This is a genomic window from Corynebacterium crudilactis (assembly GCF_001643015.1).
GTDB lineage: Bacteria > Actinomycetota > Actinomycetes > Mycobacteriales > Mycobacteriaceae > Corynebacterium > Corynebacterium crudilactis.
The window spans coordinates 1,602,444-1,624,362 of sequence record NZ_CP015622.1 but is presented as its reverse complement, the minus strand read 5'-3'; the positions used below and the strand labels follow the sequence as shown (position 1 = coordinate 1,624,362).

Below are 21,919 nucleotides of genomic sequence, written 5' to 3'. Positions count from 1 at the left end.
AACTGGACTAGGTTTATCTATAGCGGAATAGAAAATACTCCGCTCGACAGCATCACTTAGCTGAAAGGCCTTTAACATGGACCCCTCAGATCTAGCCTGGATTCTCGCAGCTTTTGCGTTGGTAAGCCTGATGTTCCCCGGATTGTCCCTGCTCTACGGCGGCATGCTGGGTGGGCAACACGTTCTTAACACGTTCATGATGGTTATGAGCTCACTTGGAATCATCAGCCTGGTGTACATCATTTATGGACACGGACTTGTCTTAGGAAACTCCATCGGTGGGTGGGGAATTATCGGAAATCCACTTGAATACTTCGGCTTCCGCAACATCATGGAAGATGACGGCACCGGAGACCTCATGTGGGCCGGCTTCTACATTCTGTTCGCTGCAATCTCACTCGCACTTGTTTCATCTGGTGCAGCAGGGCGCATGCGCTTTGGAGCGTGGCTGGTCTTCGGTGTCCTGTGGTTCACCTTTGTGTACGCGCCACTGGCACACTGGGTTTTCGCTATCGATGATCCTGAGTCCGGCTACGTGGGTGGCTGGATGAAAAATGTGCTTGAGTTCCACGACTTTGCTGGTGGAACGGCAGTGCACATGAATGCGGGTGCGTCTGGACTCGCGCTGGCAATGGTGCTGGGACGCCGCTACTCCATGGCTGTGCGTCCACACAACCTTCCACTGATTTTGATTGGTGCAGGACTGATCATTGCGGGCTGGTTCGGATTCAATGGTGGTACCGCAGGTGGTGCCAACTTCCTCGCAAGCTACGTGGTCGTTACCTCTCTCATTGCTGCAGCTGGCGGAATGATGGGCTTCATGCTCGTTGAACGTGTGTTCAGCGGAAAACCCACTTTCTTTGGCTCGGCAACCGGCACAATCGCAGGCCTTGTGGCTATCACCCCGGCCGCGGATGCAGTGAGCCCGCTCGGAGCATTCGCCGTCGGAGCGCTCGGCGCAGTTGTCTCCTTCTGGGCAATTAGCTGGAAGAAGGGACACCGAGTCGATGATTCCTTCGATGTGTTCGCAGTCCACGGAATGGCCGGCATTGCAGGTGCACTGTTTGTCATGCTCTTTGGCGATCCACTAGCACCAGCGGGAGTTTCCGGAGTCTTCTTCGGTGGCGAACTCTCCCTGCTGTGGAGGGAACCACTGGCCATCATCGTGACCCTTGCATACGCATTCGGCGTGACCTGGTTGATTGCCACGATCTTGAACAAGTTCATGACTCTGCGCATCACCTCCGAAGCCGAATATGAAGGCATTGACCGCGCAGAACACGCAGAATCTGCCTACCACCTCAATTCCAACGGAATTGGGATGGCAACCCGCACCAATTTCGGACCTGAAATCCCCGAGGAAACCGTGCCCGACGCCGTGCAGGTGGGCGTCGATAGGCAAAAAATCGCTGATACTCGAAAGGCCTCAAAATGACCGCAACCTACACCACTGAAACCGCCATCAATTTCTTGTTCTTGAGCGAACCGGACATGATCGCGGCCGGAGTCAAAGACGTCGCGCAATGCGTCGATGTCATGGAGGAAACGCTCGTGCTCTTGGCGCAGGGCGACTACAAAATGGCCGGTTTGAACTCCAACTCGCATGGCGCGATGATCACCTTCCCGGAAAACCCAGAATTTGAAGGCATGCCCAAGGACGGTCCCGACCGCCGATTCATGGCGATGCCCGCATACCTCGGCGGGCGATTCAAAAACACCGGCGTGAAGTGGTACGGATCCAACGCGGAAAACAAGGCCTCAGGCTTGCCTCGCTCGATCCACACCTTCGTCCTCAACGACACGGTCACCGGTGCGCCGAAGGCCATCATGTCCGCGAACCTGCTGTCCGCCTACCGCACCGGCGCGGTTCCCGGCGTGGGCGTGAAGCACTTAGCGGTCGCCGACGCGACAACCTTGGCTGTCGTCGGACCTGGTGTCATGGCGAAAACCATCACCGAAGCGTGCATCGCAGAGCGCCCAGGAATCACCACCATCAAGATCAAGGGACGCAGCGAACTCGGCATCAACGCCTTTGCAACATGGGCGTTGGAAAAATTCCCCGAGATCGAAGTGCTCGCCGTCGGATCTGAAGAAGACGTGGTCAAAGACGCTGACATCGTCATCGCCGCCACCACCACGGACGCCGCCGGCTCCTCCGCCTTCCCATACTTCAAAAAAGAATGGCTCAAGCCGGGCGCATTGCTGCTGCTTCCAGCCGCCGGTCGCTTCGACGACGCTTATTTGCTTGACGACGCCCGCCTCGTTGTTGACTACATGGGGCTCTACGAAGCCTGGGCAGAAGAATACGGCCCACAGGCCTACCAACTCCTCGGCATTCCAGGAACCCACTGGTACGACCTGGCGCTGCAAGGAAAACTCGACCTTGCAAAGATTTCCCAGATTGGCGATATCTGCTCCGGCAAGCTACCCGGACGCACCAACGATGAGGAAATCATCCTCTATTCCGTCGGCGGCATGCCAGTAGAAGACGTCGCCTGGGCAACCCAAGTGTATGAAAACGCCCTGGAAAAAGGCATCGGCACCACATTGAACCTGTGGGAATCACCCGCACTGGCTTGAGAGAAGAAACAACAATGAAAATTGCGGTAATCGGCCTTGGATCAACCGGCTCCATGGCACTGTGGCACTTAAGTAACATCCCAGGTGTAGAGGCCATCGGCTTTGAACAATTCGGCATCTCCCATGGCTACGGCGCATTCACAGGGGAGTCCCGACTGTTTCGCATGGCCTACCACGAAGGCAGCACCTACGTTCCGTTGCTCAAACGCGCACGAGCACTATGGTCATCACTGAGCGAGATTTCCGGACGCGAACTCTTCCACAACTTCGGTGTCTTAAGCACCGGCAAGGAAGACGAAGCACCCTTCCAACGCCTGGTGGAATCAGTGGAACGTTATGAGCTGCCACATGAACGACTTACCGCCGCGCAGATGCGCAAGCGTTACCCAGGTCTAGACTTCCGCGATGATGAAGCTGGAATTGTTGATCTTCAAGGTGGAGCCCTGCGCCCCGAACTAGCAGTGTTCAGTGCAATCGAAACAGCCAAGGCAAATGGTGCCCAAGTACGCGATCACCAAAAAATCACCAGCATCGAAGACAACGGCGATCACGTAGTCATCCAAGCAGGCGAAGAAACCACAATCGTGGACCGCGTTATCGTCACCACCGGCAGCTGGACAAGCGAGCTCGTGCCCTCCATCGCGCCACTGCTTGAAGTGCGACGCCTAGTGCTCACCTGGTTCCTGCCCAACAACCCAGTGGACTTCCAGCCGGAAAACCTGCCGTGCTTCATCCGTGACCGTGATGGCTTCCACGTATTTGGAGCACCATGCGTCGATGGGTACAGCATCAAAATTGCCGGATTGGATGAGTGGGGCGTTCCATTAAGCGCTCATGTAGAAGATGAAGATCTCCGCCTCGACCGGGACGCAGTCTCTGAATTTGGTCGGAAAACCCACGAACTCTTCCCAGGGGTCAACCCAGAGCCCAACCGTTTCAGCGTCCACTATGACACCTACACTGCAGACAAATCTCCAATTATCGACGCGGTGGACAATGTCATTGTGCTCACCGGAGGATCCGGACACGCCTTCAAGCTCTCTCCAGCTTATGGCGAACTCGCAGCACAACTAGCGGTCGGAAACACCTCGCCGCTGTACAGCGAAGACTTTCGGATCGCCTCGCATGAACCAATCAAAGAGGCGGTGCACGTATAGAAAGCTAACCTTTTTAAGTGCGCGGTTTTAGGGTGAGAATCTAACGCTGAGCCAAAAATCCGGGTGCGAACCTCCATCGATTCAGATGAAGGTTCGCACCCGGATTAGTTTGTTAGTGCTTTTCGTTAGAGCTTCTAGTTAAAGCTTCTTGTTAGAGCTGGCGCTGCTTAGAGATTTCCTGCAGCATCATCAGCCAAGAACAATACCGTTTCCTCAGATCCGGTAGCTCCAGCAGCAGGCCACTCAACAGCAGGCTCACCGTTGACGATCGCCGCAGCTGCCTCAGCCTTCTCCGCACCAGAAACCAGCAACCACACGCGCTTTGCGGAGTGAACCGCAGGAAGGGTTAGAGTTGCACGCTCTGAAGGAGGCTTAGGGGAATCAAGCACCGCGATGACCTTTGCGGAGGTCTCCTTCACTGCATCGGTGTGAGGGAACAGGGAGTTGATATGGCCTTCGCCACCCATGCCGAGCAGGTGAAGATCAAAGCCGTTTGGTGCGAATTCATCCAACACAGCTTCGTAAGCGCGGGCTGCCTCTGCAAGATCTACGTCGCCGAGACCATATCCGTGAATGTTGGCTTCAGGGATAGAAACCTTGGACAACAGTGCCTCACGAGCCTGGCCCTCATTGGACTCAGAATCACTGACAGGGACATTGCGCTCATCGCCGAAGAACACATGAATGCGATCCCAGGCAAGGTCAGCCGCATCAACGCTGAGCTTTTCCAGCAACTTGATGCCGGCGCCACCACCGGTGAGCACTACCTGTGCGGTGCCATTATTGGCAGTTGCTGCTTCAACAACCTCAATGAATTTGGAGGCAGCCTGTGCAACCAAATCTTCAGTATCGCGTGCGCGTACTACATCAACCATAGTGTTGTATTTCTCCTTAGACGGTTTCCAGCTTGACGCTGGACAAGCCGGATAGTGCGTGCTGGTAGCCCAAATCTGGATCCATGTGGCGAAGCTCCTCAGACAAGCAGTCGGACTCACTTCGACGACCAATAGCCACCAGCGATGGGGCATTGCCGGATTCCGGCATCTCTACCTGAAGGGTATGAGCGTCATAGATGGTGATGATGATCGAGCCGGTGGTGCGAACGATCTCCAGGCGCTGGATAGCCAGCAGTGGAGTACCAAACTCATCGGTTGGCACGGTGGGAGCATCTGTCACCTCGCGGATCACAGGCACGTTCAGCCTGCGCGCCAACCAGCCTGCAGCCAAATCCACCGAGGTACTGCCGCTTGCGCCGGTCAGCCTCACGGAAGTGATTTCGCTGTGTGGTGGGTGATCCAATGAGGAGGCAACAAGTCCCCGCCACTGGGTAAGACGCGCCCACGTCATGTCGGTATCACCTGGGTGATAGTTCTCAACACGATCTTCTAGTGCGTCATCACGGTCGTACAAAGCATCAGTGATGCGTCGTTGTGCGATGCGTCCAATTGGGTCCTGGGAAGGATTCTTTGGTGATTCACCTGGCCACCAAGCAACGATGGGGGTGTCAGGAAGCAACAGTGGTGTGACGACATACTGGAGCTTGTCAGCGACAGGTCCGTTGAGATGAATGATGATCATCTCGGAAGCGCCAGCATCACCGCCGATGCGGACCTCAGCATCTACCTTGTTCTCAGCGGACTTATCGCCGACAACCAAGATGATCACGCGAGATGGGTGCTCACGGGATGCTTCATTGGTAGATTCCGTGATCGCTGCGACATCACTTTCAGAGTCGGTGACCACAATGAGTGTGAGGACGCGTCCGGTGGTTACCTGAGCTCCAGATTCACGCAAACGAGTAAGCGTCTTGGAGATAGCTTGGGTGGTGGTATTTGGAAGTTCAAAGATCATTGATTCGCCCCTAACTTATGGCCTACGCCAGGTGTGACCGTTGCGGGAGAGCATTGCATCAGCGCTCTTTGGACCCCATGTACCTGCTGGATAATCCTCTGGTTTGCCGTTGGCTTCCCATGCTTCAAGGATTGGATCCAGGATCTTCCAGCTCAGCTCAACTTCTTCGTTGGTAGGGAAGAGGCTGGATTCATCCAAAAGGGCATCGAGAATAAGTCGCTCGTATGCTTCTGGGGATTCCTCAGTGAAAGATTCTGAGTAGGAGAAGTCCATGTTGACATCGCGGACTTCCATGGCAGAACCTGGCACCTTGGAGCCGAAGCGAATGAGTACGCCTTCATCTGGCTGGACACGAATCACAATGGCATTTTGGCCAAGGGAAGCAGTCATATCAGTATCGAATGGCTGGTGTGGTGCATCTTTAAACACCACAGCAATCTCAGTGACGCGACGTCCAAGACGCTTGCCAGTGCGCAGATAAAACGGCACACCAGCCCAACGGCGAGATGTGATCTCTAGGGTACAAGCGGCGAAAGTTTCTGTCGTGGAATCTGGGTTGAACCCATCTTCTTCACGCAATCCCTTAACAAACTCAGAACCCTGCCAACCTGAGGCGTATTGGCCACGTGCTGATGTTTCATCCAGTGGGTAGCACGGCTTGGTGGCGTTGAGTACCTTGATCTTTTCAGCCTGCAGCTGAGAAGGCACGAAGGAGACAGGTTCTTCCATGGCAACTAGCGCCAGGAGCTGGATGAGGTGGTTCTGGATAACGTCGCGTGCAGCGCCAATGCCGTCGTAGTAGCCAGCGCGGCCGCCCAGGCCGATATCTTCAGCCATGGTGATCTGGACATGGTCGACGTAGTTGGAGTTCCACAGTGGCTCAAACATCTGGTTGGCAAAGCGCAATGCCAGAATATTTTGAACTGTTTCTTTACCCAAGTAGTGGTCGATGCGGAACACTGAAGATTCAGGGAACACTGCGTTGACCAGGCCGTTGAGATCATGAGCGGACTCTAGGTCATGGCCGAAAGGCTTCTCGATGATGACACGGCGCCATGCTTCTTCGGTGGATTCTGCCATGCCGGAGCGTTCCAGCTGGTGGCAGACTGCAGCGAAAGAATCTGGTGGAATTGAGAGATAGTATGCCCAGTTTCCAGCAGTGCCGCGGGTTTTATCGATGCGATTAAGAGTCGCAGAGAGGTTGTCAAAGGCTGCATCATCATCAAAGTTACCGTGCACAAATTCCATGCCTTCGGCGAGGCGTTCCCAGACGTTTTCACGGAATTCCGTACGCGCACCAACAGTGACTGCTTCGCGTACGTATTTTTCAAAGTCTTCTTTGGACCATTCGCGACGGCCGTAACCAACCAGGGAGAAACCTGGGGGTAGCAATCCGCGGTTTGCTAGATCGTAAATAGCAGGGAGCAGTTTCCTGCGGGCTAAGTCGCCGGTGACACCAAAGATCACCATGCCTGAAGGGCCAGCGATGCGAGGAAGTCGTTTATCCTGCGGGTCACGCAGTGGATTTGTCCAGCTAGTGGAGGTCGTGTTCGTGCTCACGGTGTTAGCGTCACGATCCTTTCTTTGATGAAAGATATGTAACGGCTACGCGAACTTTCAAAGGTTCACGTCGCCGTTACTAATGCAGCGTGCTGATTCTACTTCAGACGAGCTTCCATGGATTCAAGTAGCTCGCTCCAAGAAGCAACGAACTTGTCCACGCCTTCGGTTTCCAAGACGTCGAAGACATCGCCTAGGTCAATGCCCAAAGAATCGAGCTGCTCGAAAACAGCATCTGCTTCTGCAGCAGCAGTGGATAGGGTATCACCGTGTAGGTTACCCAACTCAAGCACAGAATCAATGGTGCCTTCTGGCATGGTGTTGACGGTGTTCGGACCAGCCAGCTCAGAGACGTAAAGGGTTGCTGGGTAGGCAGGGTTCTTCACACCGGTGGATGCCCACAGTGGTCGCTGAGTGTTGGCGCCTTCTGGCAGCTCGGCGGCGTCGAAAAGCTCCTTGTACACAGCGTAAGCACGCTGGGCGTTGGCAACGCCTGCCTTGCCGCGCAGTGCCAATGCCTCTTCGGAGCCGAGAGCTTCGAGGCGCTTGTCGATTTCGACGTCGACGCGAGAGACGAAGAATGATGCCACAGAGTGGATCTTGGAGACATCGTGGCCATTAGCTGCAGCCTGCTTGATGCCTTCAACATATGCGGCGATAACTTCGCGGTAGCGTGCAACGGAGAAGATCAGAGTGACGTTTACGCTGATGCCCTCTGCCAACGCATCGGTGATAGCTGGAAGGGAACCTGGGGTGGCAGGAATCTTGATCATGACGTTAGGGCGATCAACCTTTGCCCACAGTTCCTTAGCCTGAGCTAGGGTGGCATCGCGATCAGCGGAGATGCGTGGATCAACCTCGATGGACACGCGGCCATCGAAACCGTTGGAGGACTCGTAGATGCCGGTGAACAGATCACATGCATTGCGTACATCATTGATACTCATGGCGTAAACAGCTTCATCGACAGAAGCGCCAGCCTCCTTGAGCTCTGCGATCTGAGCGTCGTAGGAATCGCCCTTGGACATAGCAGCTGCGAAAATAGCTGGGTTGGTGGTGACACCGACTACTGACTTTTCATCAATAACCTGCTGTAGGTTACCGGAAGTAATGCGTTCGCGGGACAGATCATCGAGCCAGGTGGAAGTGCCGATTTGAGCGAGATCATCAATGTGAGACATGAAAGTAAATAGTCCTTTAGCAATAAATTTTTGGCACCCACAATAATGCGAGTGATGTTATCGAAGGGATGGTATAAATCCCTTTATACCGTTTAACAACACCAACCCGGGGCAATAAAATTCCGGAGAATCCTATTGCCCCGGGTTGGTGCATGAAACTAGCAAGAGAAACTATGCGTTGATGGAGTCCTTGGCTGCTGCCACAACTGCATCGGTGGTGATGCCGAACTTCTCAAACAGAGTCTGGTAATCAGCAGAAGCACCAAAGTGCTCCAAGGAGACCGCGCGACCCTGGGTACCCAAGAAGCGGTACCACGGCATTGCAATACCAGCTTCAACGGAAACGCGAGCAGTAACAGCTGCAGGAAGGACGGACTCGATGTAGTCTGCGTCCTGCTCCTGGAACCAATCCATACAAGGAACGGAGACAACGCGCGCTGCGATGCCTTCTGCTTCCAGTGCCTTCGCAGCATTGACAGCAAGCTGAACTTCAGAACCGGAGCCCATGAGGATCACGTCTGGAGTTGCCTTGGAGCCTTCGACCAAGACATAAGCGCCGCGGCGAACGCCCTCGGCTGCCTTTTCCTTGGATCCTTCCAGCACAGGAACGTTCTGGCGAGTAAGTGCAAGACCCTTAGGGCCTTCCTTGTACTCAAGAGCTGCAGCCCATGCCTGCGCGGTTTCATTCGCATCAGCTGGACGCAACACGGACAGACCTGGGATGGCACGCAGTGCAGCCAAGGTTTCGACTGGCTGGTGGGTTGGGCCGTCTTCGCCCAATCCGATGGAGTCGTGGGTCCAGACGTAGTACGCGTCGATTTCCATGAGAGCTGCCAAGCGAACTGCTGGACGCATGTAATCGGAGAAGATCAGGAAGGTTCCGCCGTATGGGCGGGTGCCACCGTGGAGAGAAATACCATTGAGGATGGATCCCATGGCGTGCTCACGGATACCGAAGTGCAGGTTGCGGCCGTATGGCTCCGCAGACCAGGTTTCGGTGGAGATGGACTCAGGGCCGAAGGAAGGGGAACCCTTGATTACGGTGTTGTTGGAGCCTGCAAGGTCAGCGGAACCGCCCCAGAGCTCAGGAAGGGTCTTGCCCAGTGCCTGAAGAGCAGCCTCAGAAGCCTTACGGGTTGCGACACCCTTTTCATCGGCATCCCATGATGGAAGCTCATCTGCATAGCCTGCAGGAAGCTCACGGGTGTTCAGGCGATCAAACAGTGCCTTGTTCTCTGGGTTGGCTGCAGCCCACTCATCGAACTTAACCTGCCAGACAGCCTTCTTCTCGGCTGTGCGCTCTGCCAGTGCACGGGTGTGCGCAATCACTTCATCTTCGATGGCGAAGTGTGCCTCTGGATTAAAGCCAAGTTCGGTCTTGGTTGCTGCAACTTCAGCTGCACCAAGAGCTGCACCGTGAACAGCGCCGGTGTTCATCATGGTTGGAGCTGGGAAGCCGATGATGGTGCGCAGGCGGATGAATGTAGGACGCTTGGTGTCCTTCTTTGCCTCAGCAACTGCAGCTTCGATTGCTGCAACATCTTCGCCAGCGTCGATTTCAATGGTCTGCCAGCCATAAGACTTGTAGCGAGCAACAACGTCTTCGTTGAAAGCGATCTCAGTGTTGTCTTCGATGGAGATGCGGTTGTCATCCCAGAACACGATGAGGTTGCCCAGCTGCTGGGTACCAGCGATAGATGACGCCTCGGAGGTGACACCTTCCTGGAGATCGCCATCGGAGGCGATGACAAAGATGTGGTGGTCGAATGGGGATTCGCCTTCAGTAGCAGTTGGGTCAAACAGGCCACGTTCACGACGAGCAGCCATGGCCATACCAACAGCAGAAGCAAGACCCTGGCCAAGTGGGCCAGTGGTAATCTCCACGCCCTTGGTGTGGCGGTACTCAGGGTGGCCTGGGGTCAGGGAATCCCAGGTGCGCAGTGCCTTAAGATCATCCATCTCGAGACCGAATCCACCCAAGTAAAGCTGGATGTACTGGGTCAGTGAGGAGTGTCCACAAGAAAGAACGAAGCGGTCACGGCCTGCCCAATTGGTGTCCTGTGGGTCAACATTCATGACCCGCTGGTACAAGGTGTAAGCAAGTGGAGCCAGGCTCATTGCGGTACCTGGGTGGCCCGAGCCGCAGTTTTCAACAGCGTCTGCAGCGAGAACACGAACTGTGTCCACAGCCTTGGTGTCCACATCGGACCAATCAGAGGGGTAATTGCGTACAGTGAGCGCCTGAAGTTCAGGTGACAGCGTCAAGGTGGTCAATCCTTCCTGGGGTAAACCGGGGACCAAGTTTTTGGTTCGTACACGTTGATCTGATGATCAGACCTACGCTTTAGGTTAATTGGCTCAAATTGATAAAAATGCGTTACCCCGAAAGTTCTTCGGAAAATTAGCTTCATCTCAATCTGATCTTTCAACACCTCTAACCATAGTGATGTTGAACCCATTTTATAACCAAGTGTGGTCTAAATGTGTGAAAGGTGTGACCAATCTTTTCGCAAAGTCGTGCGACATGGGCTTTTGCGGAAGAAATTTTTCATAAAAACGAATAATTTTGCCTTCGCGCCACAGATTCACGTTCACGCCGTACCCGCATGATCCACTTTTAGTACTCTTCGAACACCAGCTAGGAGAGGTTGTGTTTCGCTTAGCACTCCGGAGCAATGGAATGGTTCCTACACCCACATTGTTCCGATTACTCAATTAGTGGAGAGAGACGATAGCATGGCTAGGTCTGGTTCCGGTGTGTTTTAGGCACATTCTTATACCGGAACCATCAAAGGTGATTTTAAGAAGTTGAAGTATATGTTTGACGCTTTTTAAGTGCATTAGCACAGTGAAAAAGATTGAAAAACACTAAAAAGATTGCTTTGGGAACTTTTTATACACTTCAACCGACTAAATTGCCGTGTGCTTTAGAAAATGTCTTGAGTAATCGTTTTGGCACTATATTTGTCTAAGCGTGGATCTAGTTACAAGGTATCCGCTCACCGTAGGGATATTTAATTGATAAAGGCGCACACCTTAAATACATGAGTGATTTGAAAATGCAACGTTGTGGAGGAAAACCCTTGGAGACGATCAAGGCCTATATTGCGCTAACAAAGCCCAGGGTGATCGAACTTCTACTTGTTGCCACAATCCCCACCATGCTGCAGGCAGAGCGTGGGGAAAACAACATCGTCTTGATCCTGCTGACTGTTTTCGGTGGCTGGATGGGTGCCGCAGCTGCGAACACCTTCAACATGGTGGCAGACTCTGATATCGATCAGCATATGGGACGCACCAGGGCGAGACCTTTGGTGCGCCACACAGTGAGTAACCGGAACGCAGCAATTTTCGCGTGGGTACTGACTGTAGCGAGCTTCTTGTGGCTGTGGCTGCTGTGTGATTCGATGCTGGCGGGAATTTTCGTGTTAATCACGATTGCCTTCTACATTTTTGTCTACACCAAGTGGCTGAAGCGACGTACTCACATGAACATCGTGTGGGGAGGCGCTGCAGGTTGTATGCCAGTGCTTGTGGGCTGGGCAGTCATTGTTGATCAGTTCGGTGCAGGCGTTCCACAGCAGTGGTGGCAGGCAATTGTGCTGTTCATGGTGATCTTCTTCTGGACCCCACCACACACCTGGGCTCTGGCCATGAAATACCGCGAGGATTACAAGGCTGCCGGTGTGCCGATGCTTCCGGTTGTTCGTACTCCAGTACAGGTCACCGCGCAGATCGTGTGGTACTCCATCGCTACAGTCTTGACCACCTTCTTGCTCATCCCAGCAACTGGTTGGATCTACGCTGCTGTTGCTGTGCTGTCTGGTGCGACCTTCTTGTTCATGGCGATCAAACTGCACCTGGGCATCAAAAATGGTGGCAAGGTGAAGCCGTTGAAGTTGTTCATTTTGTCCAACAACTACTTGGCTGTGCTGTTCGTTGCACTGTCTGTGGATGCCGTCCTTGGTCTAGAGACCATCGGCGAAATGCTAGGTTGGACCACCACCTTCTTCTAAAAGATTTTCGCTTTTCGACGAAAAAATCCTGGTTACTGTCACAAGGCAGCAACCAGGATTTTTTATTGCCCGTGATTAATCTTTAGGGATCTCCAGGACCAAGGAACCGCTGGTGTGTCGTGCCTGGAGGTCATGATGCGCGAGGGAGGCGTCGGCAAGCGAATAAGTGCCAGTAACGCGCACTCGCAAGGAACCTTCCACGATTGCCTGGGTGACCGCCTGCGCGCGTTTGGCAAATTCTCCCTCTTCAGAGGTCCACGCGCCGATGCTGGGGCGCGTTAAGAAAATAGAACCGTGGGTATTGAGCAACTGTGGATCAAAAGGCTCCACCGGCCCAGACGCTGCACCGAAAAGACACACCGTGCCACGCGGGCGCACAGCCTCTAGCGATTCATTAAACGTAGATTGACCCACGCCGTCATAGACCACATCAACACCACGACCACCGTTATGGCGACGCACCTGCTCGGCGAGGTTCTCGGAATAACGGAATACCTCAACAGCTCCGGCATCAAAAGCAAGCTCAGCTTTTTCATCGGTGGAAACCACGCTATAGACACGCACGCCCTTTGCTGCCGCCATCTGTGTCGCAAGCAGTCCCACACCACCGGCGCCCGCAGTAATCAAACAAGAATCACCCTCTTCGAGCTCATAGACACCATTAGTCAGATAATGCGCAGTAATACCCTGCATGAGCATCGACGCAGCAACCTCCGAACTCACACCCTCTGGTACGGCGACTAAACGATCACGGGGCACACAGACCTGCTGGGCATAAGAACCCATGGCATCACACCACGCCACCTTCGTACCTGGAGCAATCAACCCCTGGGGATCCTCGAGCACTCGACCTGTTCCCTCAAAACCCGGGATAAACGGCAGCCGAGAATGATATTCACCTTGGCGGTAGTAGGTATCTATGTAGTTGACACCTGCCATCTCCACTTCCACCAACACTTGATCCTCAGTGGGCTTCGGTGCATCAGTTTCTGTAAATTCCAATACCTCAGGTCCACCTGTGCGGGACACTACAATTGCCTTCATGATCCCCACACTAACCCTGACGGAAAGACAAGGTTGGGAAATTGACGCAAAATTAGCTTTGGGCATGAGATCTGCGTAGGGGCAGACCAGGTGACCAAGACCGTGCTGGCAAATAAGTTTTTGGTCGCCTGGTGTGGTCTTAAGGTTGGGGGACCAGACCAGATGACCAAACGCTAAGGGACAAACAGCCAGCTTGGTCGCCTGGTTTGGTGTGCTGCTTAGAGATAGAAAAGGTCGTGAAAAAGTGGCCTCTCAGAATCGCTCTCAAGCGCCTGTGAGATACAAATACTATGAGGAGAATGCCACCGCTTAAACCGGCACACAGGCTAATCATGTGGAATGAAGCCTTCCTGACGCATAGCTTTCAGCCGGCGCCCATGCATCCGTGTCAAAAATAGAGCAGTCAATAGCGTGTTCGTACTAAGCACGCTAAGACCCTCGACAACTTTGTTCATTGCTATGGGAACAAGGGGATCGTGCTTCTTGCTCAATTCTGTAGGGCAACGTGTTTCTCACGGAACTAATGCTGTTGCAGACGCCTTCAAGAGACCTCGGATCTCTGTGGATATTGCGCGCCGGGGAGAATCAATCTCTATGCGTGGCGTACGTCCGATAAGGCAGCGGGATGATCTTATCCATATGATCCGAAATGAAACGAAGGTGCTATGAGAGAGCGGTTCTATATCCCGCCACGAGGGGGAGTCCAGAGACAACCATTCTCGGAAGGCCTCTCTATACGCAGAGAGCTCTTCTCCTCAGGGGAAGAAGAACCAATTGCCTGTGAGCGTAGAGACCCGATGTACTTGTGTATCTGTTGTCCCTTGTAAAGAGCAGCGATCACTAGACGGTAAATCAAGGGATAGAAAAAGACCCAACCAGATTCCCCTTAAAGGAAAATGATTGAGTCTATCTTTGACTAACGTGCTAGTTAAGCAGTTTTTACACCCTTTTGATATGAGAGCACTTCGAGCTTGGCATCGCCGTCTAGTGAACCCGTAGTAGTGGCTTTCCCTCCAACGCGTACGCGCCCCTGAGACCACAGCAAAGAAGTAAACGCAACCACTACAGAAGACATTGCAATATGGAACGGAATGCTCCAACGAGGAACACCTAAACGGTACTGCAAGATACCAATACCAGCCTGTACCAGAATAAACAGAATCAACATGAGACCAAGCTGCTTATTGTGCTTAGAAGCATTCACCTTGTACAGACCTGCAACCACAATCAGAGTAAAGAACAGATACACATACATGCTGTAACCGTGTACGTGAGCAATCCAATCGATATTGACATCCAAACGGTCCTCCATGCTGATATCAGCATCACCAGAGTGAACGCCAGCACCTGTTGTCATTGTGCCAGTAATAAGCACAACAGAAAGCGCTACGGCACCAACCACAGCAACATTGCGGATCCAATTTGGGAAAGGTGAGCTCATCTCACCATCGTCAGGCTCACCAATACGGGTATACAAAGTAGCTGCCAAGAACACCAAAACCATAGAAGGCAAGAAGTGCAACGCCACCGCGTACCAGTGAAGATCAACCAACACCGTAATGCCACCAATAACAGCCTGCGCAATAATGCCCAGACCCTGGATAAACGAATGTACAACAATCTCTTTACGTCGCTTAGCACCAAGCACCGCAATAAACACCGCTAGAGCCGCAGCAACCAACACGAACGTGAGCATACGGTTACCAAACTCCACAGCCTGGTGAATCCACGGCGCAGCACCCGCCACAGGGACCAAAGAACCCTCATGGCACAGCGGCCACGTATCACAACCAAGACCAGAGCCGGTCACACGAACGATAGAACCCGTTACGGTGATGCCTCCCTGAAAAATCAACAACAGAAGCGCCAAAAGACGCTGCACCTTAGTAGTCGGCGCCCAAAAGGTAATGGGCTTCAACTCAATTGGATTATTTGAGGGAGAAACTGAAGTAGACACGAGGGTTATCCTAGCCGGTCACAGACAGCTCGAGACAATCCCTCACAAGATTTACGACGTGGCATATACCACTGAGAAAGCAGGGAACTCTTACGAAGAAAATCCGACCAAAGGACTTCTCACCAGAGGCTAGCTATAAGAGAGAGCCCATAGATGAGAGGGGGAAGAGACAAGACGCTTAAGCCTCTTAACTCATCGTAAGTTCGACTTCACATCAACGACTTCTCATATTCGATACCTCACCTTCGACTTCACCCGGGTTTTCTGAAAAAATCTAGTGAAGTCGACCACGAGAAGTTGAAGATAAGAAGTCGAACTCGTGAAGTCGAACATAAGACCTAGCCGTATAGCCGTATGCCATATAGATGTAGAGACATATGCCCATATCCCCCGATACATAACACCCACACATGACAACAAAACCCTCATCCACACACCCAGGACACCATGCATATGGCGCGCCGGGTTGGATATAAGGGTTCTAGGGTTTGGTGAAGTGTCAGCGGTTGGAGGAGAAGCTGAAGAGTTTGTTGGCAGCTACTCCTGTGATGGTTAACCAGCCGGCCAGGATTGCGAGTTGGAGCCAGGGGAGTTGACCATTGAAGGCATCGACCATGCCTTGGGATAGTGAGATGGATGGGATGAGGGAGAGCCAGCCGGAGGCGTTGATGGAAGGGGAGAAGACTGCCCATGCTGCAAGGCCGGAGAGTATGACCCAGATGAGGTTTGCTAGGGCGAGGACTAGTTCAGAAGACATCGTGCCACCCATGAGCATGCCGAAGGCTGTAAAGCTGGCTACACCGACAAATAGGGTGAGGATGCCAAAGAGAACTCCGCCGATTGGGGCAGTCCATCCCAAGAGGAGTGCTACTGATCCGAGGATGATGATCTGCACGATGGTTACTGCAAGTACTGCGATTACTTTGCCGAAAATAATGGTCCAGGCCGGAACCCCGCTGGCACCGGTTCTTTTGAGAGCTCCATATCGACGATCAAAGGCAAGGCTGATTGCTTGACCAGTGAAGCCTGAGCTCATGGCAGCGGTTGCTAAGGCAAAGGGGAAAGTCTTATTTAAAGAGGTTTCTCCTGGTACTAAATCAAAGTTTGCCAGTGCGATCAGTGCAACCAGCGGGATGATGATGCTCAGAAGCTGTTGTTCACCATGGCGGAGAAAGAGCAGCGATTCCATTTTGCCCTGTGCTGCGAGCATTTTTGCTGGAGTGGCTCGCTTAGGTGCTGGAGTAAATGTTCCTGCAGGGAAACGGGAAGTGCCTTGAAGCGGAGAAGATTCAGACATGATGGTTAGCTCCTAAGTTCTTTTCCAGTTATGTCTAAGAAGACATCTTCTAATGAGCGGTGCCCGGTATCTAATGAGCGGATCAGGACGTTTTGCTTCGCGATGGCTGCTGTGATGCTGGCTAATGATGCAGGGGTGGCTTGTTGTGTTCGCAGCGAATAGTGCAGTGGCCTATTTGCGCGTGCCTCCAATTCGCCCAGATCTGCAAGATCAGTAGCTAATTTATCTAGATCAAGTGGCGTGGTGGTCTCGAGTGAGATGGTTGCTACGCGGTGTTCGCGCTGTGTGGTGAGTTCATCAGGGGTGCCACTGGCCAGAATTTGTCCGTTGGCAACGATAATCACGTGGTCGGCTAGAGCTTCTGCCTCGTCCATGAGGTGTGTGGTGAGCACGACGGTGACTCCATCGCGGCGGAGATCGTTGATCAGTTCCCACACCATATTGCGCGATTGTGCGTCCATGCCGGCGGTGGGTTCATCGAGAAAAATGATCTCGGGGCGCCCGATGAGCGCTAAAGCCAGTGATAAGCGTTGCTGCTGACCACCTGAGAGACGTCGATAAGTGGTTTTGCGTTGTTCTCTCAACCCCACGAGATCTAGAAGCCATTCTGGATCATGTGGGTTGTCGTTATAGGAGGCTGCTAGTTTAAGCATTTCCAAAACGCGGATTCCGCTGTAGGAACCTCCGCCTTGAAGCATGATGCCAATGCGGCGTCGTACTTGATCCGGCTCGGTGGCGGGATTGAGTCCTAAAACACTGATGCTGCCAGAGGTCGGTGCGAGAAAGCCTTCGCACATTTCAATGGTGGTAGTTTTTCCAGCGCCATTGGGGCCAAGAAGGGCTAAGACCTGGCCGCGTTGTACCTCAAAAGAAATTCCAGCAACCGCATCCTTGTCGCCGAATCTTTTCACTACGTTGTTCACCACGATCGCAGGATCGTCAAGGGGGCTTGTGCGTAGGGCGTTAAGGGTGCCGTCTGTAGCTCTAAAATCAGAGCTAGAGGCCAAAAAATCAGAAGTCACAGTAGCTTAGTCTAAACCAACGGCTGTAGCTCTTCTTAAAGCCCACCATCCAGCTAAGAGGAGTGCTGCAAATCCTAGGGCTGCGCCGAAGTAGATGGAAAAAACGGTTCCAGCTGGAAGTGCGAGTCCGCGTGGGAGCACGAAGAAGCTAAACGCGGTGGAATAAGCGATCACGCCGAGCTGGAAAAACAGCCTATTTGCCCATGGCGCCAGTGGAACAATGGCCCACAGCATGTACCACGGGTGGACAACAGGGAACAGAATAACCAGCACAAATGTGGCCACGCCAAGTGCTCCCACCGGGTGAATATGTCCTCGGTATGTGGCAAACAGCATACGAACCATGAAGGCGGCAGCCACAGCTACACCGGCAGCGCGGGTGACAATGAGTATCGCGTCGGTGTGATCGCCGAGTCCTAAATTCATGCCGATAAATCCAGAGAAAACGCCGATATTGGTGGTGATAGACATCCAGCTTCGAATCGAGGCAGCTCCACCTTGGCTGGTGATCCATCCTAGACCGATACCGGTGATGAGGCTGATGAGCGCTACAGCGAGGACCAGCGCAGCGATCTGGGTGAGGACTGCGGTCCCTATGGAAGTGCTATGTCGGTGTCCACGAGCATGGAATTCACGGGCGATGGCCATGCCCACGAATCCGAGAGCGATAAAGCCTGTCACCTTGACAAGGCCGGCACACGATATCAAAAGGCCGCTTAATGCAATAAAGGTCCATCCTGAACCCCAGAGTCCAGTTCGGATGCGATCAGCGCCTCGGAGGCCTATCTCCAGGCCGACCAGCATGAAGCCCAGCAAAATAGACTCGTTGTGGATACCGCCAATGAGGTGCAGGATCAGGAGGGGATTGAGCACTCCGAGATAAAAGGATGCCTCTTCAGACACTCGGCAGCGGCGTGCAAGCATCGTGATTGCCCAGCCTGCAGCAATCACACCAAGAAGGGAGGCAAAGCGGTGCGCAAATACTCCTCCGACGATGCTGTCGTTGGTGAGATTGCTTATCGACGCCGCGATGCCGAGCGACACCGGGCCGTAGGGCGACGGAGACTGAGCCCAAATAAAGGGTACTGATCGTGCTAAATGATTGTCTGGACCCAGCAGCTCAAGGGGACCTGCTGAATAGGGGTCTATTCCTTGTGCGGTGATAGATCCTTGCGCGAGATAAGAGTAAATATCTTGAGTAAAAAGTGGAGCAGTGAACATGATGGGTGCTACCCAAGCGGCAAAAGTGCGTCTGAGCATGGACAGGCTGACCAGGCTGTCTCGAGATGCGCTGCGCTTGAATGGGATACCTACCATCGGTGCCATTAACACCCAAGCTAACGCCATGAATCCGACGCCAATGAGCACGATCATGGATGAGGTTTGCAGCATGCGCCCCATGAAGTTGCCACCGGGAAAATCCACATACGGATTGTTGACAACCGGTAGTGCTCCAGCACCGAGTGCGCCAAAGGCGATGAGTAAAGCTCCCATGGTGCCGATGAGGCGCAGCCAGGCGAATTTGCGGATGCGTTCTGGGTTTACCCCTGAGGCCTCGATATCGCGATCGTTGATGGATCCCGCGCCGCTCGCGACGTCGAGAAGCGTGGTGCCAAGTGATGTTTCCTCATTGGGAATATGCAATGTTGCAGAGCGGGAGCCTGCGGTTCCAATGCGGGGCAGCGTGTCAAAAATTTGGCGTAGGGGACGAGGCACCCTGGGGAACCGTGTTCCATCTTGAGGCGCATTTGAACTGGTTTGATACTGCTCGTCCTTCGTCACCCGCCTTATTCTACGCACGCAGAGGTGTGGCATTTTCCTCGCAGGTCTGTCTGATGGATAGCCGAGAACTAAAGGTGTGATGTAACTCTCAAATTTAATTCATTTTTAAGCGATGGCGGGAAATTTTCCGAAATACTTGCGTTGTACTGCAGAAATAAGGGAACCTTTAGTTCAATTAGGGTCAACTTAGTTTTTGTTTATGAGTGGATTTAAAAGTGCTATTTGCGCAGGTAGGGACAAAGAGATTGGACACGGGAATAGAATTAGGGAACACTTGTGTTGTCTAAAGGTGAAGGCTAAATGAAGCAGGAGGTGACACCAGTGGGAAATGCAGTAAAAGGCAATGATGCACACGCTGTTGACGGTGATACGCGTCGAAAAATTTTACTCATCTTACTGGAGCGCGCTCCAGTAATTGCTTCAGATATTTCAGAGCAGCTTCAGCTTTCAACTGCGGGAGTGCGCAGGCACCTAGACAACTTGGTTGAGGAAAATCTGGCGGAGGCGGCAAGTCCGCGCCAGAACCCATATGAGCCCAAAATGCGCGGTAGGCCGGCCAAAACTTATCGGCTTACTGATAAAGGTCGCTCAATCTTTGGCCATGAATATGATTCTCTTGCAGCTGCGGCGCTGGACACCTTGAGGGAAGTCGGCGGAGACGACGCTGTAAGGAAATTTGCTAAGAGGCGGATCGAAAAAATCGTTGAGGGCATTGCCCCAGTAGATATCACAGATCAATCAATCGAAGATACAGCCAAATCTTTAGTTGATGCTTTTAGTAAGCATGGTTATGCAGCAACAGTCGATGCCACTCGAAACGGTTTGCAACTTTGCCAGCATCACTGTCCTATATCTACAGTTGCTACGGAGTTTCCAGAACTGTGTGAGGCTGAACATCAAGCAGTGTCAGAACTCTTGGGGCAGCATACGCAACCATTGGCAACAATCGCGGACGGCCACGGCATCTGCACAACAAATATTCCATTGACACCCATCAAACACTCCTGATGAAAGGAGCGGATCATGACTTCGGCAACCACGAACCCAGGGGTTAACGAGCCCTTGACCGATGACCAAATCATTGACTCCATCGGACCGTACAACTACGGATGGCACGATTCCGACGACGCTGGTGCATCTGCACAGCGTGGTCTCAGCGAGGCAGTCGTACGCGACATCTCTGCTAAGAAAAACGAGCCAGAATGGATGCTTCAGCAGCGACTTAAGTCACTGGGCATCTTTGGTAAGAAGCCAATGCCAACCTGGGGTGCAGACCTTTCAGGTATTGACTTTGACAACATCAAATACTTCGTCCGTTCCACTGAGAAGCAGGCACAGTCCTGGGAGGATCTCCCAGAAGACATCAAGAATACTTATGACAAGCTAGGTATTCCTGAGGCTGAGAAGCAGCGCCTCGTCGCAGGTGTTGCAGCACAGTACGAGTCTGAGGTTGTTTACCACCAGATCCGCGAGGACCTGGAGGAAAAGGGAGTTATCTTCCTTGACACCGATACCGCTCTGAAAGAGCACCCTGAAATCTTCCAGGAGTACTTCGGTACCGTCATTCCTGCCGGCGACAACAAGTTCTCCGCACTGAATGCAGCAGTATGGTCTGGTGGATCTTTCATCTACGTACCAAAGGGTGTCCACGTGGACATTCCTCTGCAGGCGTACTTCCGCATCAATACCGAAAATATGGGTCAGTTTGAGCGCACCCTGATCATCGTTGATGAGGATGCCTACGTTCACTACGTTGAAGGCTGTACCGCACCAATTTACAAGTCTGACTCCCTGCACTCCGCAGTCGTTGAGATCATCGTGAAGAAGGGTGGACGCTGCCGCTACACCACCATTCAGAACTGGTCCAACAACGTCTACAACCTGGTGACCAAGCGCACCAAGGTTGAAGAGGGCGGCACCATGGAATGGGTCGATGGCAACATCGGCTCCAAGGTCACCATGAAGTACCCAGCTGTTTGGATGACTGGCCCACACGCTAAGGGCGAAGTACTTTCCGTTGCTTTCGCAGGCGAGGGACAGTTCCAGGACACTGGCGCAAAAATGACCCACATGGCTCCGTACACCTCCTCCAACATTGTGTCCAAGTCTGTGGCACGTGGCGGCGGACGTGCAGCCTACCGAGGTCTGGTTCAGATTAATGCCAATGCACACCACTCAACCTCCAACGTTGAATGTGATGCATTGCTGGTGGATGATATCTCACGCTCTGACACCTACCCATACAACGACATCCGCAACGATCACGTGTCCCTGGGCCACGAGGCAACCGTTTCACAGGTATCTGAAGAACAGCTGTTCTACCTCATGAGCCGTGGACTTGCGGAAGAAGAAGCAATGGCCATGATCGTTCGTGGCTTCGTTGAGCCAATCGCTAAGGAACTCCCAATGGAGTACGCCCTTGAGCTCAACCGACTGATCGAACTGCAGATGGAAGGATCGGTGGGCTAAGCC

The 21,919-nt window shown here is 53.0% G+C and carries 16 protein-coding genes; 6 read left to right on the top strand and 10 right to left on the bottom strand.

The features are described 5' to 3' along the window. Positions 1-76: 76 nt before the first annotated feature. The 3 genes from ccrud_RS07650 to solA are packed head-to-tail and all read left to right on the top strand — an operon-like array spanning position 77 to position 3,737. Entirely contained in the window at positions 77-1,435 is a 1,359-nt protein-coding gene (locus tag ccrud_RS07650) for an ammonium transporter (RefSeq protein ID WP_066565822.1), read from the top strand. Next, on the top strand, positions 1,432-2,580 hold the full coding sequence (locus ccrud_RS07645; protein ID WP_066565820.1) for an ornithine cyclodeaminase family protein: 1,149 nt from the start codon (positions 1,432-1,434) through the stop codon (positions 2,578-2,580). The genes ccrud_RS07650 and ccrud_RS07645 overlap by 4 nt, the downstream gene beginning before the upstream one ends. A 14-nt stretch (positions 2,581-2,594) precedes the next feature. After that, entirely contained in the window at positions 2,595-3,737 is a 1,143-nt protein-coding gene (gene solA, locus ccrud_RS07640) for an N-methyl-L-tryptophan oxidase (protein ID WP_003862261.1), read from the top strand. Between the two features lie 167 nt (positions 3,738-3,904). On the opposite strand, the gene pgl is transcribed toward solA, so the two are convergent. From pgl to tkt, 5 genes are all read right to left on the bottom strand, one after another. Beyond that, positions 3,905-4,612, bottom strand: coding sequence for a 6-phosphogluconolactonase (gene pgl, locus ccrud_RS07635; protein WP_066565818.1), 708 nt, complete (start codon positions 4,610-4,612; stop codon positions 3,905-3,907). Between the two features lie 16 nt (positions 4,613-4,628). Continuing rightward, positions 4,629-5,588, bottom strand: coding sequence for a glucose-6-phosphate dehydrogenase assembly protein OpcA (locus ccrud_RS07630; RefSeq protein ID WP_066565817.1), 960 nt, complete (start codon positions 5,586-5,588; stop codon positions 4,629-4,631). 15 nt (positions 5,589-5,603) lie between these two features. Further along, the gene (zwf, locus tag ccrud_RS07625) at positions 5,604-7,148 is read right to left on the bottom strand and encodes a glucose-6-phosphate dehydrogenase (protein ID WP_066565816.1); all 1,545 of its coding nucleotides are present in this window, start codon (positions 7,146-7,148) and stop codon (positions 5,604-5,606) included. Between the two features lie 98 nt (positions 7,149-7,246). Continuing rightward, a complete protein-coding gene (gene tal / locus ccrud_RS07620; RefSeq protein WP_066565815.1) occupies positions 7,247-8,329 on the bottom strand; it encodes a transaldolase in 1,083 nt (360 codons plus the stop codon). A gap of 171 nt (positions 8,330-8,500) precedes the next feature. After that, positions 8,501-10,594 (bottom strand): transketolase, encoded by a 2,094-nt coding sequence (gene tkt / locus ccrud_RS07615; protein ID WP_211271296.1) that lies wholly within the window; start codon positions 10,592-10,594, stop codon positions 8,501-8,503. A 794-nt stretch (positions 10,595-11,388) separates the two neighbouring features. Here tkt and ccrud_RS07610 point away from each other — a divergent pair. Then, complete coding sequence (locus ccrud_RS07610) at positions 11,389-12,345, top strand: heme o synthase (protein ID WP_425394216.1); 957 nt, start codon at positions 11,389-11,391, stop codon at positions 12,343-12,345. 75 nt (positions 12,346-12,420) lie between these two features. On the opposite strand, the gene ccrud_RS07605 is transcribed toward ccrud_RS07610, so the two are convergent. The 5 genes from ccrud_RS07605 to mptB form a co-directional block, all read right to left on the bottom strand. Next, the gene (locus tag ccrud_RS07605; protein WP_066565804.1) at positions 12,421-13,389 is read right to left on the bottom strand and encodes a quinone oxidoreductase family protein; all 969 of its coding nucleotides are present in this window, start codon (positions 13,387-13,389) and stop codon (positions 12,421-12,423) included. A gap of 928 nt (positions 13,390-14,317) precedes the next feature. Continuing rightward, complete coding sequence (locus tag ccrud_RS07600; RefSeq protein ID WP_066565801.1) at positions 14,318-15,346, bottom strand: COX15/CtaA family protein; 1,029 nt, start codon at positions 15,344-15,346, stop codon at positions 14,318-14,320. A gap of 499 nt (positions 15,347-15,845) precedes the next feature. After that, complete coding sequence (locus tag ccrud_RS07595) at positions 15,846-16,643, bottom strand: ABC transporter permease (RefSeq protein WP_066565799.1); 798 nt, start codon at positions 16,641-16,643, stop codon at positions 15,846-15,848. Positions 16,644-16,648: 5 nt separating this feature from the next. After that, complete coding sequence (locus ccrud_RS07590; RefSeq protein ID WP_066565797.1) at positions 16,649-17,665, bottom strand: ABC transporter ATP-binding protein; 1,017 nt, start codon at positions 17,663-17,665, stop codon at positions 16,649-16,651. 6 nt (positions 17,666-17,671) lie between these two features. Beyond that, positions 17,672-19,447 (bottom strand): polyprenol phosphomannose-dependent alpha 1,6 mannosyltransferase MptB, encoded by a 1,776-nt coding sequence (mptB, locus tag ccrud_RS07585; RefSeq protein ID WP_066565795.1) that lies wholly within the window; start codon positions 19,445-19,447, stop codon positions 17,672-17,674. 300 nt (positions 19,448-19,747) lie between these two features. Between mptB and ccrud_RS07580 the strand changes: the two genes are divergently transcribed. After that, the gene (locus ccrud_RS07580) at positions 19,748-20,455 is read left to right on the top strand and encodes a helix-turn-helix transcriptional regulator (protein ID WP_245670191.1); all 708 of its coding nucleotides are present in this window, start codon (positions 19,748-19,750) and stop codon (positions 20,453-20,455) included. Positions 20,456-20,470: 15 nt separating this feature from the next. Further along, a complete protein-coding gene (gene sufB / locus ccrud_RS07575; RefSeq protein WP_066565794.1) occupies positions 20,471-21,916 on the top strand; it encodes a Fe-S cluster assembly protein SufB in 1,446 nt (481 codons plus the stop codon). The last annotated feature ends 3 nt before the right edge of the window (positions 21,917-21,919 follow it).

Excerpts from the sequence above, each read along its gene's own strand:
- ccrud_RS07650 (WP_066565822.1), top strand. The coding sequence starts at position 77 with ATGGACCCCTCAGATCTAGCCTGGATTCTCGCAGCTTTTGCGTTGGTA.
- ccrud_RS07645 (WP_066565820.1), top strand. The coding sequence starts at position 1,432 with ATGACCGCAACCTACACCACTGAAACCGCCATCAATTTCTTGTTCTTG.
- solA (WP_003862261.1), top strand. The coding sequence starts at position 2,595 with ATGAAAATTGCGGTAATCGGCCTTGGATCAACCGGCTCCATGGCACTG.
- pgl (WP_066565818.1), bottom strand. The coding sequence starts at position 4,612 with ATGGTTGATGTAGTACGCGCACGCGATACTGAAGATTTGGTTGCACAG.
- ccrud_RS07630 (WP_066565817.1), bottom strand. The coding sequence starts at position 5,588 with ATGATCTTTGAACTTCCAAATACCACCACCCAAGCTATCTCCAAGACG.
- tal (WP_066565815.1), bottom strand. The coding sequence starts at position 8,329 with ATGTCTCACATTGATGATCTCGCTCAAATCGGCACTTCCACCTGGCTC.
- ccrud_RS07610 (WP_425394216.1), top strand. The coding sequence starts at position 11,389 with ATGCAACGTTGTGGAGGAAAACCCTTGGAGACGATCAAGGCCTATATT.
- ccrud_RS07605 (WP_066565804.1), bottom strand. The coding sequence starts at position 13,389 with ATGAAGGCAATTGTAGTGTCCCGCACAGGTGGACCTGAGGTATTGGAA.
- ccrud_RS07595 (WP_066565799.1), bottom strand. The coding sequence starts at position 16,643 with ATGTCTGAATCTTCTCCGCTTCAAGGCACTTCCCGTTTCCCTGCAGGA.
- ccrud_RS07580 (WP_245670191.1), top strand. The coding sequence starts at position 19,748 with ATGAAGCAGGAGGTGACACCAGTGGGAAATGCAGTAAAAGGCAATGAT.
- sufB (WP_066565794.1), top strand. The coding sequence starts at position 20,471 with ATGACTTCGGCAACCACGAACCCAGGGGTTAACGAGCCCTTGACCGAT.